This window comes from Campylobacter concisus (assembly GCF_001891085.1).
GTDB lineage: Bacteria > Campylobacterota > Campylobacteria > Campylobacterales > Campylobacteraceae > Campylobacter_A > Campylobacter_A concisus_O.
On record NZ_JXUP01000001.1, the window covers coordinates 188,896 to 203,797 of the forward strand.

The 14,902-nt window shown below is 36.4% G+C and carries 19 protein-coding genes; 2 read left to right on the plus strand and 17 right to left on the minus strand.

Annotated elements, in window-relative coordinates; translation table 11 throughout:
- The 16 genes from TH67_RS00970 to mqnP form a co-directional block, all read right to left on the minus strand.
- Complete coding sequence (locus TH67_RS00970) at positions 1-1,263, minus strand: homoserine dehydrogenase (RefSeq protein WP_072593962.1); 1,263 nt, start codon at positions 1,261-1,263, stop codon at positions 1-3.
- Positions 1,260-2,468: an LL-diaminopimelate aminotransferase gene (locus TH67_RS00975; RefSeq protein WP_072593963.1), complete on the minus strand. Its 1,209-nt coding sequence runs from the start codon at positions 2,466-2,468 to the stop codon at positions 1,260-1,262. The genes TH67_RS00970 and TH67_RS00975 overlap by 4 nt, the downstream gene beginning before the upstream one ends.
- Before the next feature lie 9 nt (positions 2,469-2,477).
- A complete protein-coding gene (locus TH67_RS00980; RefSeq protein ID WP_072593964.1) occupies positions 2,478-3,260 on the minus strand; it encodes a hypothetical protein in 783 nt (260 codons plus the stop codon).
- Positions 3,254-4,195 carry a phosphatidylglycerophosphate synthase gene (locus TH67_RS00985; protein WP_072593965.1) on the minus strand — a complete coding sequence of 314 codons (942 nt, stop codon included), beginning with the start codon at positions 4,193-4,195 and terminating at the stop codon, positions 3,254-3,256. Before TH67_RS00985 ends, TH67_RS00980 begins: the two co-directional genes overlap by 7 nt.
- Complete coding sequence (rlmB, locus tag TH67_RS00990) at positions 4,188-4,868, minus strand: 23S rRNA (guanosine(2251)-2'-O)-methyltransferase RlmB (protein WP_072593966.1); 681 nt, start codon at positions 4,866-4,868, stop codon at positions 4,188-4,190. Before rlmB ends, TH67_RS00985 begins: the two co-directional genes overlap by 8 nt.
- Positions 4,869-4,979: 111 nt before the next feature.
- Entirely contained in the window at positions 4,980-5,795 is an 816-nt protein-coding gene (gene rsmI, locus TH67_RS00995) for a 16S rRNA (cytidine(1402)-2'-O)-methyltransferase (protein WP_072593967.1), read from the minus strand.
- Between the two features lie 3 nt (positions 5,796-5,798).
- The gene (rpmE, locus tag TH67_RS01000) at positions 5,799-5,999 is read right to left on the minus strand and encodes a 50S ribosomal protein L31 (RefSeq protein ID WP_002942443.1); all 201 of its coding nucleotides are present in this window, start codon (positions 5,997-5,999) and stop codon (positions 5,799-5,801) included.
- Positions 6,000-6,082: 83 nt separating this feature from the next.
- Entirely contained in the window at positions 6,083-6,739 is a 657-nt protein-coding gene (locus TH67_RS01005) for a 16S rRNA (uracil(1498)-N(3))-methyltransferase (RefSeq protein ID WP_072593968.1), read from the minus strand.
- Positions 6,740-7,141: a hypothetical protein gene (locus TH67_RS01010; protein ID WP_072593969.1), complete on the minus strand. Its 402-nt coding sequence runs from the start codon at positions 7,139-7,141 to the stop codon at positions 6,740-6,742.
- Positions 7,138-7,341: a hypothetical protein gene (locus TH67_RS01015; RefSeq protein WP_072593970.1), complete on the minus strand. Its 204-nt coding sequence runs from the start codon at positions 7,339-7,341 to the stop codon at positions 7,138-7,140. The genes TH67_RS01010 and TH67_RS01015 overlap by 4 nt, the downstream gene beginning before the upstream one ends.
- Complete coding sequence (locus TH67_RS01020; protein ID WP_072593971.1) at positions 7,341-7,922, minus strand: 6-pyruvoyl trahydropterin synthase family protein; 582 nt, start codon at positions 7,920-7,922, stop codon at positions 7,341-7,343. Before TH67_RS01020 ends, TH67_RS01015 begins: the two co-directional genes overlap by 1 nt.
- Positions 7,922-8,677, minus strand: a complete 756-nt coding sequence (locus TH67_RS01025) for a 7-carboxy-7-deazaguanine synthase QueE (RefSeq protein WP_072593972.1) — start codon at positions 8,675-8,677, stop codon at positions 7,922-7,924. Before TH67_RS01025 ends, TH67_RS01020 begins: the two co-directional genes overlap by 1 nt.
- Complete coding sequence (gene moaA, locus TH67_RS01030; RefSeq protein WP_072593973.1) at positions 8,677-9,645, minus strand: GTP 3',8-cyclase MoaA; 969 nt, start codon at positions 9,643-9,645, stop codon at positions 8,677-8,679. Before moaA ends, TH67_RS01025 begins: the two co-directional genes overlap by 1 nt.
- 138 nt (positions 9,646-9,783) lie before the next feature.
- Positions 9,784-10,290 carry a DUF6115 domain-containing protein gene (locus TH67_RS01035; RefSeq protein WP_021091068.1) on the minus strand — a complete coding sequence of 169 codons (507 nt, stop codon included), beginning with the start codon at positions 10,288-10,290 and terminating at the stop codon, positions 9,784-9,786.
- A 9-nt stretch (positions 10,291-10,299) separates the two neighbouring features.
- The gene (locus TH67_RS01040; RefSeq protein WP_072593974.1) at positions 10,300-10,821 is read right to left on the minus strand and encodes a hypothetical protein; all 522 of its coding nucleotides are present in this window, start codon (positions 10,819-10,821) and stop codon (positions 10,300-10,302) included.
- Positions 10,818-11,678 (minus strand): menaquinone biosynthesis prenyltransferase MqnP, encoded by an 861-nt coding sequence (gene mqnP / locus TH67_RS01045; protein WP_081370891.1) that lies wholly within the window; start codon positions 11,676-11,678, stop codon positions 10,818-10,820. Before mqnP ends, TH67_RS01040 begins: the two co-directional genes overlap by 4 nt.
- 105 nt (positions 11,679-11,783) lie before the next feature.
- Here mqnP and TH67_RS01050 point away from each other — a divergent pair, with 105 nt between their 5' ends.
- On the plus strand, positions 11,784-12,998 hold the full coding sequence (locus TH67_RS01050; RefSeq protein ID WP_072593976.1) for an FAD-dependent oxidoreductase: 1,215 nt from the start codon (positions 11,784-11,786) through the stop codon (positions 12,996-12,998).
- Positions 12,999-13,000: 2 nt separating this feature from the next.
- A complete protein-coding gene (miaA, locus tag TH67_RS01055) occupies positions 13,001-13,876 on the plus strand; it encodes a tRNA (adenosine(37)-N6)-dimethylallyltransferase MiaA (RefSeq protein WP_072593977.1) in 876 nt (291 codons plus the stop codon).
- Positions 13,877-13,906: 30 nt separating this feature from the next.
- Here the strand turns inward: miaA and TH67_RS01060 are convergent, their stop codons facing one another.
- Positions 13,907-14,899, minus strand: coding sequence for an iron-sulfur cluster assembly scaffold protein (locus TH67_RS01060; protein ID WP_021090546.1), 993 nt, complete (start codon positions 14,897-14,899; stop codon positions 13,907-13,909).
- Positions 14,900-14,902 lie beyond the last annotated feature (3 nt).

Here is a 14,902-nt window from a genome sequence, read left to right on the forward strand (position 1 = left end):
CTACTCCTCGATCCTCATCATAAATGGTTCTTCTTTTATATACTCTTGTTCTTTTAAAATTTCAATTGTCCTTCTTACATCAGCCTCAAGACTCGTATGTGTCGTAAAAAACAATACAGCAAATTCGCTCTCATCTTTTGGTTTTTGAAGTATGCTATCGATCGATAAGTTATTTTCGCTCATTAAATTTGTAATCTTTGCTAGCACACCCATTTTGTCTTCGACTTTTAACCTAAAGTAGTACTTCGTCTTTATCCTATCGCGGTCAAGTAGTTCAAGCGTATTTAATTCAAAAGGTGCTTTATATCCTAGCATTGGCGACTTACTATCTCTTGCGATGTCGATAAGATCGCTGATCACCGCGCTTGCAGTTGCATCACCACCAGCTCCAGGTCCATAGTACATCGTCTCGCCAACGACCTCGCCAACGACACTGATCGCATTTGTCACACCACTTGCCTTTGCTATCATTTTATTTTGCGGCACAAGTGCTGGATGCACACGTAGCTCGATTTTACCCTCGCTTTTTTTGGCAATTGCAAGAAGTTTTATTGAGTATTCAAAATCTTTTGCGAAAAAAATATCTTCTGGTGTGATACCTTGTATTCCTTCGATCAAAATATCCTCTGGATCGCCGTGCACTCCGTATGCAATGCTTGCTAGAATGAGCAGCTTATGAGCCGTATCAAAGCCACCCACATCAAAAGTAGGATCAGCCTCAGCGTATCCAAGCTCTTGAGCCTTTTTAAGAGCGTCTTTAAAATTTGAACCCTCATCCATCATCGAGGTTAGGATAAAGTTACTAGTTCCGTTAAGTATGCCATTTATACTAACGATGTGATTTGCGCTTAAGCCTTCCCTTAAGGCTCTAATGATCGGCACGCCCCCAGCCACACTTGCTTCAAAGCCAAATGGTATATTTTTGGCTAAATTTTGCAAAGCATATCTGTGATAGGCAAGGAGTGCTTTGTTTGCGGTCACGACTGCTTTTTTTCGCTTTAAAATTTCGCTTACAACCCTAAAAGGCTCTTCCACACCACCCATAAGTTCGACAAAAACGTCGATATCATCGCGGTTTATAACGCTATTTATATCGTCAGTCAAAGGGATGCCAGCGTCTCTTTTTTTATTTAAATTTCTAACCACTCCGATGACTGGCACTATCTCCTCACCACTTCTTGCAGCGATTAGCTTTTTATTTTTTAGTAAAATTTTAGCAACTGACTCGCCAACGGTTCCAACGCCTAATATCGCTACATTCATTCAAATTCTTTCAAATATTTTTTTATATTTCTAGCCGCTTGTCTTATTCTATTTTCGTTTTCGATAAGAGCTAGACGCACATAGTCATTTCCGCCCTCGCCAAAACCAATACCCGGACTAACTGCGACTGATGCCTTTGTAAGAAGCTGCTTTGAAAACTCAAGGCTGCCCAGATGACTAACTTTTGGTGGTAGTTTCGCCCAGATAAACATACTAGAGCTTGGTTTTTTAAGCTCCCAACCAGCCTGAGCAAAGGCCTCTATCATCACATCTCTTCTTTTTTCATAAATTTGGCGTATCTCTTCAACGCAGCTTTGATCGCCATCAAGTGCAACAGTAGCAGCCACCTGTATTGGCGTAAACATGCCGTAATCAACCCATGATTTTATCTTTTTAAGTGCTGCGCAAAGTCTTTTATTTCCGCACATAAACCCAACTCTCCAGCCAGCCATGTTATAGCTTTTTGAAAGTGTATAGCACTCGACCGCAACGTCTTTTGCACCATCGACCTCAAAGATACTTGGCGTTTTGTAGCCATCAAATGTAAGATCAGCGTAGGCGATGTCAGATATGACGTAAAATCTCTCTTGTTTTGCGATGCTTACAAGGCGCTCGTAAAAGCTTTTTTGCACTGTCACGGTCGTTGGATTGTGCGGGAAATTTACAACTACGTATTTTGGTTTTGGCGAACTTGCGTGTATAGTCTGGATCAAATTTTCAAAAAATTTATTCTCATCTAGCTCAAATTTATCATTGTAGTGAAGTGGCATCTTTGCGACACTTCCGCCAGCAAATAAAAATGCTTGCGTGTGTATCGGATATGCAGGATCAGGCACGATAGCCACATCGCCTGGGTTTATCACAGCTTGAGCTAGGTGAACAAAACCCTCTTTACTACCCATCGTGGCGACTGCTTCAGTGTCTGGGTCTAAATTTATGCCATATTTTCTCTTATACCAGTTGCAAATGGCAAGGCGGAGCTTGTAAATTCCAGCACTGGCTGAGTAGCCGTGAGTCTTATCTTTTTGTGCGCTTTCGCATAGTTTATCGACGATGTGCTGCGGTGTTCTGCCCTCAGGATTACCCATAGAAAAGTCGATGATGTCTTCTCCAGCTCTTCGCGCAGCCATTTTTATTGCATTCACTTCGGCAAAAACGTAGTTTGGCAAACGCTCAATCGTATTAAATCTTATCTCATCAAACACTGCTTGCTCCTATTTTATAAGCTTGATAATTATCTCATTTTTTATATTATTTATATCAACATTGTCGCTAATTAATGCGTATTTTGCGCCTATTGCTAAATTTATAGAAACGGCTGTTTTTGCTTGCTCTTCTTTTATAGAGTCGATCTGATTTAAATTTTTATCATAAATTCTAACAAGTGGCATCCATCTATTTGACTCTTTTGATACGATATCCAGACTACTTGCACCCTCAACATCGACAAAATAAGTACCACCGCTTTTTAAAAGTGGTGTCTCTTCGTCAAAATTTACCTTTGCAGCCTTAAGAATCATATTCTGAGCATCTAAAAATATCTCTAAATTCCCATCAACTCTATCAAATCCTAAAATTTTAAAACCGCTTTGACTAAGTACCAAGCTTAATAAGTTTGGATCTATTCCGCCATTTTTTATGGCTGAAATTCCATAAAAAATTTGATCTCCATTTTTTAGAGAATTTATCCTTGAGATACTTATGTTGGCATCATCCAGAGTTGAATTTATTGATTTTACAAATAATATAGAAGGAACTTTTTGCTCGCTTATAAATTTTAAATTCAAACTATTTGAACCAAATGAAATGCTATCGTAACTTGAGTTTTGTTTTAATCTTAATACTAGCTCATTGACATTGAGTGAGCCATTTTGGTCTAAATTTTCTAAAGAGATTTGCACATTTTCAACATTGCTTAAAGCACTTGCACTAGTTTGTAAGCTAAAAGCATAGGCAAATACACTAAAAGCGGTGAAAATCGCTATTTTTCTTACCAAGATTTACCCTTGTTAAGTTCTACAAACTCATCATAGCTCACAAATTTCATCTCTCCATTTTCCACTAAAAATCTAGCTGGACGACTTGGATTATATTTTGTTACCTTATCGCCGATCTTTAGCTCAATGTTGCCATTTCCACAAACTACGAGCTGCCTTTGGTCTAAATTTATATTTATGCTTTTGCTTGTGTCGTTTGATACTTTTTGACCATTTTCAAGATTAATGATGCCTATCCAGACGCGTTGTTTTGGTGTAATGACCGCCTCATTTAGTGGCTTTGTAATGTTTTGCTCTATCTTAGGAGCTGGCTGAGCTGCCATGCTTGGCTTCACAGCGTTTTGCTCTATATTTGCAGGACTTGTTGTCACATTTTGCTCAACTGGAGCTGAAATTTTTATGCTTGATATGTTTGCTTCTATTTTAGGGCTATTTTGAGAGATGGTGATATTTGTATCGATGATATTTTTCTTCACCTCATTTACTATGCTTGACTGTGAATAGCTCACGCTTTTATTCTCGTCATTTAAAAACGATAAAAAATTCTCGATATATTTGTAAGCATCAAAATGATATGCCCCACCAGCGATAATAGCTAAAATGATGAGCCAAAATAAAAATCCAGCACCGCCACTACCGCTTTGTTTTTGTATGGTAATATCTTTTGGAGTGTAAGAAGAAATTTTTGGAGTAACTTTAGTTTTGTGACTCTCATCAGGGGTGTTTTCTTGCATAAAGGCATCATATTCAGCTAGCAACTCGCTCAAATCAACATCATATTCACGTTGCAAAATCTTGGCATAGCCCCTAATATTTAAACGTGATAATTTTTCAAAATTTTTATCAAAAATATATTGTAAAAATGTAGGCTCAATATGCGTTTTACGTGAAATTTCCTTTAAACCTATCTCTTTTAAATTCTCTAATTCATTCATCTATCATCCTGTCACAAATTATTGCAAAAGCTGCACTTACATTTAAGGAGTCCCAGCCCTCTTTTAACTTTATACCAATACACTCATCACACTTCGCTAGAGCCTTTTGCGGTATGCCTTCGCCCTCTGAGCCCATCACCAAAGCTCTTTTACCGGCAAACTTCATTTCTTTTACGTTTTTACCATTACTTGCGGTTGCATAAATTTTAAAACCAAATTGCTTTAGTTCATTTAATAAACTAAGCCCATCTTCAAAAATCGCTATTGGTATCTCATAAGCAGCACCACTACTTGATCTTAAAACGCCTTGCATATTTATACTTTTTGCCACTATCACAAGACCTTCGCAGCCTAGAGCATAGGCACTTCTAGCGATAGCACCGATATTGCCAACATCGCTTATACCATAAAGAATAGCGATAAAATTTAGCTTTTTAAGCTCAGCAATGTCTGAAAATTCAAACTCACTAACATTCGCTAAAAAACCTTGATGATTCCCACCGCGAGCTAAAGACTGTGCTTTTTGATTATCCAGGCGGATGATTTTTTTGCCTGTGCCACAAATTTTAGAGAAGAGTTTTTTGTCACACTCTTTTGAGAGATATATCTCTTCTAGTATCTGTGGTCGCTTGTTCAAAATATGTAAAAATAGTTGTTTTCCGTATATTATCATGGTAACCTATGGTAGCTAAAGTCAATTAAAATTTAACTTATTTTTGTATGTAACTAGAGTAAATTTTACACTTTCGTTTCAGTGTCACTTAGTAGTTTTGTAGCCTATAATTTAAGCTTTCGTAAGTTCATCATATATCTTTTTTACATTTTCTCCAGTTATTTTGTTAAGCAATTTTGCTTTTACTTTTGGAGCAAGATCAAGCGAAAGTATCTCATCTTTTGTGATATTTTGAGTGGCTGTTTTGTCACTTTTTGAGATGACAACCGCCCACTCTCCACTTAAATTTGCTTTTTCTAAAATTTGAACTAAATTTTTAGCACTATCTTTAAACTTACTCTCAAATTTTTTCGTAGCCTCTTTTATGGCAAAAATTTCTCTCTCAGATTCTAGATTTGCGATACTTTGTACTAAGCCTAGTATGCGTTTTGGGCTTTCGTAAATAACGGCTGGATAGGCTAAATTTAGAGCATTTTGTATAGCTAAAGCTCTGTCTCTGCCGGTATTTGGTAAAAAGCCTAAGAAAACAAATTCCTTATCACAAAGTCCACTTGCGACCACACTTAAAAGTGCAGCATTTGCTCCACTTAAAATTTCATATTCGATGTTATTTTTTTGAGCATATCTTACTAGACTTACTCCAGGATCGCTGATACCTGGCATACCAGCATCGCTCATGTAGGCTACATTCTTACTAAAAAAATCATCACTTAAATTTACAAAAAAATCATTTTCATTGTGAGTGTGAAGTGGGATAAAATTTAAAATGTTTATATTTGCATCAAAACGCTCATTTAGTAGGTTTATAAGACTTTTACAAACTCTTGTATCTTCGCAAATAGCTATCTCGCATTCACGCAAAATTCTAATCGCACGAAGCGAGATATCTTCTAAATTTCCTATTGGAGTAGGAATAAAGTAGAGCAAGGCTTATTTTTGAGCGTATTTTTTCTTAAATTTCTCAACACGGCCAGCGCTATCAACTATCTTTTCGCTACCTGTGAAAAATGGGTGACACTTGTCGCAAATGTCAATTCTAATCTCGCTTTTGTTTGACTTTGTTTTAAAAGTGTTTCCGCAAGCACAAGTTACAGTGCAATCTACATATTCTGGATGGATATCTTTTTTCATCATTTTTCCTTTATTATTTTTGGGCTAATTATCTACATTAAAAGTTGCTGATTATATAAAAAGAAATCTAAAAATCAAATAAATTAAGCCAGGAATTTTGCCGCTACTGAGATAACCGCGGTCTGTGATCTTAAGATATTTTTTGTATTTAGGCCGTAGCTATTTTTAAATTTAGCCGTCTCATCCTCGCTAAATCCGCCCTCTGGACCAATTATTAAAATTTCATCATCTCTTTTTTCATTTAAATTTTTACCGCCAAAATTTATAGCTGAGACATTTTTATAAACACTCATTAGCTCGTCTAAATTTTTATAAATTTCAAACTCCATTAGTGAAGTTCGTCCGCACTGCTCGCAAGATAGAGCATTTATGTAGTTTAGCCTTTCAATATCTATCTTAAAATTTGCTTGAGAAAATTTAGTATAGACAAAAGCTATTTTACCAACGCCAAGTTCGTTTAAAAATGGCAATGTCTTTTCAATCGTCTTTGGATCGACGATAGCCCAAGCGATTGTAAAGTCGAATTTTTGCTCACCATTTAAGCTGGCAAAGACAAGACTTAAGCTCGCACTTCGCCTATCAATCTCATCAATTTCATAAATATACTCTTTAAAGTCTCGTAAATTTCTAACACTTATTCGCTCACCAGCTTGCATTCTTCTAGCTTTTAGGTGTAAAAAAGCCTCATTTACTATCTTTAAGCTTTCATTACCTGCATTTTTATCATATAAAAATTTCATCTAAATCCCTGCAACTATAACTAAAACAAGATCACAAAATCCCTTAATAAGGGCAAATTTTTTAAATTTTTCTAAGTCGCCATTAGCTGCATAAATTTTTAGCCTTTTAAAACCTATGGCACTAAGTGCGATTAAAAGTATTAAGATAATTAACATTTTTATGGCATTAAATTTAAACTCATATCCGTAATACGCCCATAAAATAAGTCCGGTTAGCACAATAAAACTAAGTAACATATGATAAATCGGTAAAAAATATCTTATACGAAGCACATAGTTTTTACTATTGCTGCTAAACTGAGTAAGTATTAAATAAAGTATATTACAGGTAACTAGTGCATAAAAAAATGTCACATGAAAAGGCAAAGTGTATGCAAAAAGCGAGGAGAGATGTTCGTTCATTTTTTATCTTTAGAAGGCTCGTTCTCTTCGACGACTGGCTCAGGCGGGAGTTGTTCATCGATTGTGACATTTGCGTCTGGTTGAGCTATGGTCACGTCACTCGGCACTGGCTCACTAATATCATTTTTAGCCTCATCTTTATCTCCACAACCCACAAATAGACCAGTCATAAATAAAAAAGAAGTTATAATTTTTTTCATCAAACGTCCTTTGGAATTTCTATTTTTAACCTATTTTTCATTTTCTCGAATAAATTTTTATCTTCCCACTCTTCTATGATAGCATCTGAAAATTTGATCTCATCTAGCTTTATCTCGCCCATTTGCGCATTTATGGCGTCCTCTTTAAAGCACTGTGCATAGCCAGTATCAGTCTCATGCACGATAATGCTATGAAGCTTCACTTCACGCTCACCGTTGTTCATCACGCTAAGCTCAAGCAGTCGCTCTATCATAACAAAAAATATGCGGCAAAACTGCTCTGCACTTGGATTTAGCGGGATCTCGATCCATCTTGCCGAGTGCTTTTTTAGATCATTTTTATATTCATCATTATCGCCTGAAAATATTGTTGTAGCGTGATCAAAACTATCAATGATCGTTTTTATGTTTTGCTTCATTAAGCCAAAATCATAGACCATGCCGGCATTATCAAGAAAATTTGAGCTAAGTAAAATTTCAGCCACATAGCTGTGTCCGTGGATACTAGTCCTACAACGCTTTGAGCTGCAAAATCTCACAATATGTGCATTTTCAAATCTAAAAAGCTTTCTAATAATCATCAAACACCTTCTTTATCGCTCCAAAGCCTGATGTGGATACGCTCTGAGTAGTTAAATCCATACTTTATGGCAAATTCTGCCGCTTTTAAAGCATTTTCGTTAAGCTTGGCTTTATTTGCCCCTATTGCCATACACCAAACTGGCAAGTCCACTCTATTTTTTATATTTATAATTTCGTCTAACTCGCTTTTGTCAAAGTGCGAGAGGACAAATTTTAAAAAGCTACTTCTTGCATTATTTTTAATAGCCAAAATAGCGTCTAAGTTTATGCGTTTTTGCTCGCTAACTCCGCTATTTACTAGCTTTACACCAAGTGCAAAATGGCATTTTTTATAAATTTCATATTTAGCAAAATCAATCAAGATGGTGCCATTCGTCTCAAAATGAACCTCATAATTTATAAGCAAATTTCTTACCAAATTTATAAAATTTTCATTTTCATGCCAGATGAGCGGCTCGCCACCAGTCAAAACAATGATAGGTTTTTGCATTAAGCCTTTGCATAGGTTATCAACTATGCCTAAAATTTCATCTACACTGTAAATTTTATAATTAAAATGCCCTTTAAAAACAGCCCTTATGCTATCGCATCCTAGTAAGCTTTCACCGGTTTTTAAAGACTTTGTTTGCACACCAAAGCCGGAGCAGTTTAGGTTGCAACCTAAAAAGCGTAAAAATATAGCGAGTCTGCCTTGGTAAGCCCCCTCGCCTTGGATACTTAAAAACGCTTCAACTAGCTCTAGCTCTTTGCTCATCAACCACCAGTTTGATAAAAGGCACGCGAAGAGGTTTCATTGCTAGCGCCTATCGCCCATTTGTTCTCTTTTGGTTTGTTTGCTAGCACTTGTCTTAAAATTTCACTTGCAGCTACGATATCACCTTTTTCAACCGCTTTTTTGATGCTAAGAGCCTCTTCAAAGTAAAGGCAAGGTATCAAAAGTCCCTCGGCACTTAGCCTGATGCGGTTGCAACTCTCGCAAAAGTCGTGCTTATGCGGATCAATAATACCAAATTTATAACCATCATCGAGTCTATAAATAGACGCAGGCGCATTTGGTAGTTTTCCATCTTTTGTAACATTATATTTTTGTGAGATGATTTTTAAAATTTCATCGCTACTTAGCCCCTTTAGATCATCTTTAGCGTGTGAGTTTTCCATATACTCAATAAATCTGATCTGAGAATCTCTAAATTTAGCAAACTCGAGCAAATTTATAAGCTCATCATCATTTACACCTTTTAGTGCAACAGTGTTAATTTTTACCTTTAATCCAGCATCATGAGCCGCTTCAAAGCCAGCTAAAACTTCGTGCAAGACGCTTTTTTGTGCGATAAATTTAGCCTTTTGCTCATTTAATGTATCAAGCGACATATTTATGCGCTTTAGTCCAGCGTCTTTTAGCCTTTTGGCAAAGTGTGAAAGCATATAGCCATTTGTAGTAAGTGCTAGATCGATGTCTGGATTATAATCACTTATCATCTTTATAAAAACATCCAAATCCTTACGCACAAGCGGTTCGCCACCAGTGATTCTTATCTTTTTTATACCTTCGTCGATAGCCACTTTTACAAATAAAAATAGCTCCTCAAAGGTTAATAAATTCTCTCTTGGCGTCCAGCTAAATGGCGTTGTAGGCATACAATACCTACACCTAAAGTTGCAACGCTGAGTTACAGAAATCCTTAAATAATCAACAACCCGACCATATTTATCGATTAGCATAAAGCACCTTCTTAAGCTTGGTTAGAGCTTTTTATAATTTTTTCAATTATATGTTAAAAGATTTAAATCAAAATAAAAATTTAAGCCAATTCTTGTAGTTTAAGAGTAGATTAGTCTTTTTAAAATTAGCCTGTAAATTTAGGCTAATTTATGAAATTTAAGCACAAACTCGACTCGCCCCATTCCAACATGAAGGTCCTTTGCGATCATCGCTGCACTTTTTCCGTCTTTAAACATTTTTAAAATTTGCTCTTCTTCATTGATGACGCTTGGGGCGATTTTATTAATATCTCTTGTTCGCTCTTCAAGACTAACTATCCTATCTTTTTGCTCTGTTGCAAAATCATCAATTACTCGCTCGATGCTCTTAATCGCACGAATTATTGGCACAATTTTCTCATTTATTTGCAAATCAATATTTTCTTTTATCTGTTTTTTAAGTGGCTCATATTGTTCACTATTTTTAAATGCCTCACCCTCAAGCATTGAAATTTGCTTTTTTAGATTGAAATTTTCTTGCATAACGCTTTCTATCGCTCGCTCAAATCTCGCAAATTTTTTATTTGTCTCACTATCTTTTATTAACATCAAGGCTACTATTATCGCCAAAACGATACCAAAGCCTAAAAAAATATAAATTTCCATATTTTTCCTTTATGAATTCGCTCTCATTTCTCTTATCATTACACGCTCTCTAGCTGTTACGTAAGCGTTCCAGTCGGCTTCATCCTCTTCGTGCATATTTTCTATCTTTGCTAAATTTTCACTAACAGCCCTTAAATAAAGACTCAAATTTCTCTTTGGAAAGATAGGCATAGCAATCCTTGCGTAGTAAATTTCATCTTTTTGAAATTTTTCTTCGCTTATTTTGATGTGTGAAAAGCCTATTTCTTCGATACTCGCTCTCTCTTTTAGTGGCAAATATTGCTTATGCTCATTTTTAATGTAATCACTCAGCGCATCAACTTTTCTGTGAAGCTCGATTAGTAAAGTTAGTAAAACTTGGTCACTCTCTTTGGTTTCGCCACGTGATTTAGCTCGTTTTAGCCAAGCGCCAAGCGCATCCTCTTCGCCCGGCAAGATAGAGTCAAACTCTCTTTTAAATTTCTCGCTCCCATCTTTATCGGACTCAAATTCCATATCAAGAGGTGCTTTAAACAGCTTAATCTCGCTCATAATACGCTAATCCAAACAAAGATAAAAAATAAAATTCCCAGATAGCCATTTAACGTAAAAAATGCTCTATCTATCTTGCTAAAATCGCGTCTTACGATCCTATGCTCAAAAAATAAAATAACGCCACTTACTAAAATTCCAAAAAATGCCATCGCTCCAAGTCCAGCTGCCCAAGCAAAAAGTAGCCAAAATATAAAAGCTAAAGCGTGAAAAATGGCCGATAAAAAAAGCGTAGCCTTGTCGCCGTAAATAGCTGGTATGCTAAAGAGCTTATTTTCTTTATCAAATTTCATATCTTGAAGCGAGTAAAGCAAGTCAAATCCAGCTACCCAAAATGTCACACCAAGGCAAAGTAACACGCTCCAAAGCGGTATAGCAGCGCTCACTGCGACCACACCAGCGATAGGAGCAAGACCTAGGCTAAGACCAAGCACCAGGTGTGCTAGCTCGCTAAAGCGTTTAAATAGCGAATATCCGCCAAGTACGGCAAGGATAGGAAAACTTAGCCAAAATGCGAGCGAATTTATAAAATAAGCGCATACAATAAAAATAAACGCATTTGCCACGATGAAAAGCTGCATATTGCTCCTACCGATACGACCATCAACGCTTGGACGGCTCGCAGTTCGCGGATTTAGCTTATCGATATCTTCGTCTTTGTATCTATTAAAAGCCATAGCAAAATTTCTAGCACTAACAGCGCAAAAAATACCTAAAATAAGCAGTTTAAAGCCAAACCAAGCCGAGCCACTTTCTATCTTACTAGCAACTATCATCGCAACAAAAATAAAAGGCAAAGCAAAAACAGAATGCTTAAAAACGATAAGTTCAGCAATAATTTTTAATTTTTCTATCATTTGATAAATTTCCATTTTCTTTAAAAATGGTTGATTTTACACCATTTTGCTTTAAATTTGAATTTATATTATCATTACAAGATTAATTTAAAACAAAGGGTTATTATGGGCAAAATAGCGATTATTGGAGATAGTTTTAGTGCGTTATTTACGGCTTACGAATTAGCTAAAAAAGGTGAAGAAATTTTAATTATTAGCAGTCAAAAAGATGATTTTACAAATGGAATTTTAACACCTTTTGGCACACACTCTTTTGCAAAAGATGGAGCAATATCTAGCTCGTTTATGGGGTTAGTTAGCAAAAAAAGCGAGCTTGATATAAGTATTTGCTTAAATGAAAATTTTAGAGCTTGGATGACAAATTTTACACTTAAATCAACCAAAGCTCACAACAAAAAGATGCAAATTTTGTTTTCAAAATTTGGTAAGAAAAGCTTTGAAATTTTAAGAGATTTAAACAACAAATATCCGCAGATAAATTTCGATGAGAGCGGCGTTTATCTACTTTTTAGCAATGACGAAAACTTTAAAAAAAGGCTTGATGAGATAAAAGTTGCCCATAGCGAGCAAGAAATTTTAAGCGTAGATAAAGAGCTTGCAAATTTTGGGCTAATAAATAAAAACATAAAAGGCGCTATAAATTTAGCTAAAAACGCAAGTATTGACACAAATGAGCTAAAAAAAGCTTTGATAAATGAGCTAAATTCTCTCGGGGCAAAATTTATAAATGATGAAATTTATGAGCTAAAAACGCAAGGGCAAATAGTGCAAAAAGCTACCGGCAATAACGGCGAATATGAGGCCGATAACTTTGTGATCGCTTCAAAAAATTTAGAGCTTTCAAATAAACTAGGCACGAGTATAAATGCGATTTTGGCTAAATTTTATACTATTGATCTTAGCCTAAATGAAGGGCAAATCCCTAAAAAACCAATCATTTTAAATGATTTATTTGCCAAAATTTATCCAACTAAAAATGGCGTTACGATTATTACAAATTTACAAGTCGGCGCTATCGATACGCTTGTTAAAACTGAAAAGATTAATGCATTTTTAAATGAGCTAAAGATACATCTTGGCATAAGCGAGCTAAAAGAGCCTAGCTTTAGAGCAAACTACGTGCTTCTTAGCTCAAACGATAAGCCAGCTCTTGGACGCGATAACATATATAGTAACTTGATCTATAACCAAGCTTATGGACTAAATGAGCTTAGCTTTGCTCCGTATTTTGCCGGTGTTTTGGCTGGTCTTATAAAAGATGGCAAAAATAACGAGGAAAATGATGAAATTTTACTCTTTAGCTCGTTTTACGAGGGCTAGATTTGTTTAAAGAATTTGCAATAATTGGCACCACGGCAAGTGGCAAAAGCGATCTTGCATTTGAGCTTGCAAAGGAGCTTAATGGCGTCATCTTAAGCCTTGATTCGCTTGCACTTTATAAAGAGATAGATATCGCCAGCGCAAAGCCAAATAAAGAACAGCTTGAAACCATAAAGCACTTTGGTGTAGATGAAATTTATCCTGATGAAGAATTTAGCGTTGGGGCATTTTTTGAAATTTATAAAAATGCAAAGAATTTTGCGCGCTCACAAGACTGCCCGCTCATCATCACAGGAGGCAGCGGCTTTTATCTAAAATCAATGCTTAGCGGACTTGCACCGGATGTGCCAAAATGTGAGCCAAATTTAAGCAATGAAGAAATTTACGAGCTAGCTGTAAAAATCGATCCTGAGTTTGCAAGCAAATTTAGCCAAAACGACTCTTATCGCCTCGAAAAATGGTATCAAATTTATAAATTTAGTAGCCAAATTCCAAGCATTTGGCTAAGAGAAAATACTAAAGAGAGCATCATAAAAGAGCTGGCGATATTTGAAATTTTATGGGATAAAGATGAGCTTAGGAAACGTATCAAAAAGAGAACAAAAGACATGCTTGAAGCTGGGCTCATAGATGAGGCGAAATTTTTGTTTAATAAATACAAAAGTGAGCCAAAACCCCTAAAATCAATAGGTTTAAAAGAGTGCAAGCAATTTTTAGATAAAGAAATTTCTCAAAACGAGCTTGAAGAGCTCATAGCTACGCACACGGCTCAGTTAGCAAAACGCCAGCGAACCTTTAATCGCTCGCAGTTTGAAAAAAAATTCGTGGGTGATTTGAATCAAATTAGAAGTGAAATTTTAAAATTTTTAAGAGAATAAAAACTAGCCCACAAGGGCTAGTTAATAAAATCAAATAGGCATTACCCTAATTTTTGGGCTTAAGCTCTCTTGTAAGACATTTTCAATCGCGTAAAGAGTGCCAGTTGAGCCACTTGCACAGCCTGAGCAAGCACCAAGATAGCGTATATAAATATCAGTATTTTCGCCGTTATCATTTCTGATATCTAAAATTTCTAAATTTCCGCCATCCATCTCAAGCATTGGGCGAATTTCTTTATCTATGACAGACTCTACCGCTTTTAACTGCCCTACCATCGTCATATTTTCAAAGCTAATGTCGCCTAAAGTGTGATTTGCTTGGGCATTTGCCTGAGCTTCGATCTTCTCACGCTCCATCTCGGCCCTAGTATCACGCAAAATATCCACCAAATAATATTCTCTTTTTTCATGGCCACCAGGCTTTACGCAAGACTTGCAAAATGCGCCAGCTTTGGTGTATTGCGTGATCTCCTCTACTGTGTGAAGGTCATTTAATCTTATCACTTCTTTAATCGTACCAAGGCTTACCCTAGCGCACTCGCAAACGATGATCTCATCTTCAAAATGCTCTGGATCTATGCCTTTATAGCTTGCAGCTGCTGCTTTTATAACGTCATACGCCATAACTGAGCAGTGCATCTTTTGAGGTGGAACTGCTGGCGTATCTGGATTGTCGCGCATAGCCTTTTCGACATCAAGGTTTGTGATCTTGACTGCTTCATCAACTGTTTTGCCAATACAAAGCTCAGCCATCGTATCAGAGCTAGCTATCGCTGTGCCACAGCCAAAGCTTTTAAATTTAGCATCTATTATTTTGTCTGTCTTTTCATCAACAAGCCAGTATAGCCTAACCGCATCACCGCAGCTTTCTGCACCAAAGTCAGCCACAATAAGCTTTGCGTTTGCCTTTTTAGCATCTTCTTCGGTTATCTCCCCCATAAATTTAGGATTATTCATCCTATCTTGCACTACCTTAGAATACTCATCCCAGATAGAGCCTCCGATCAAATTATTCTTTGCCATGTT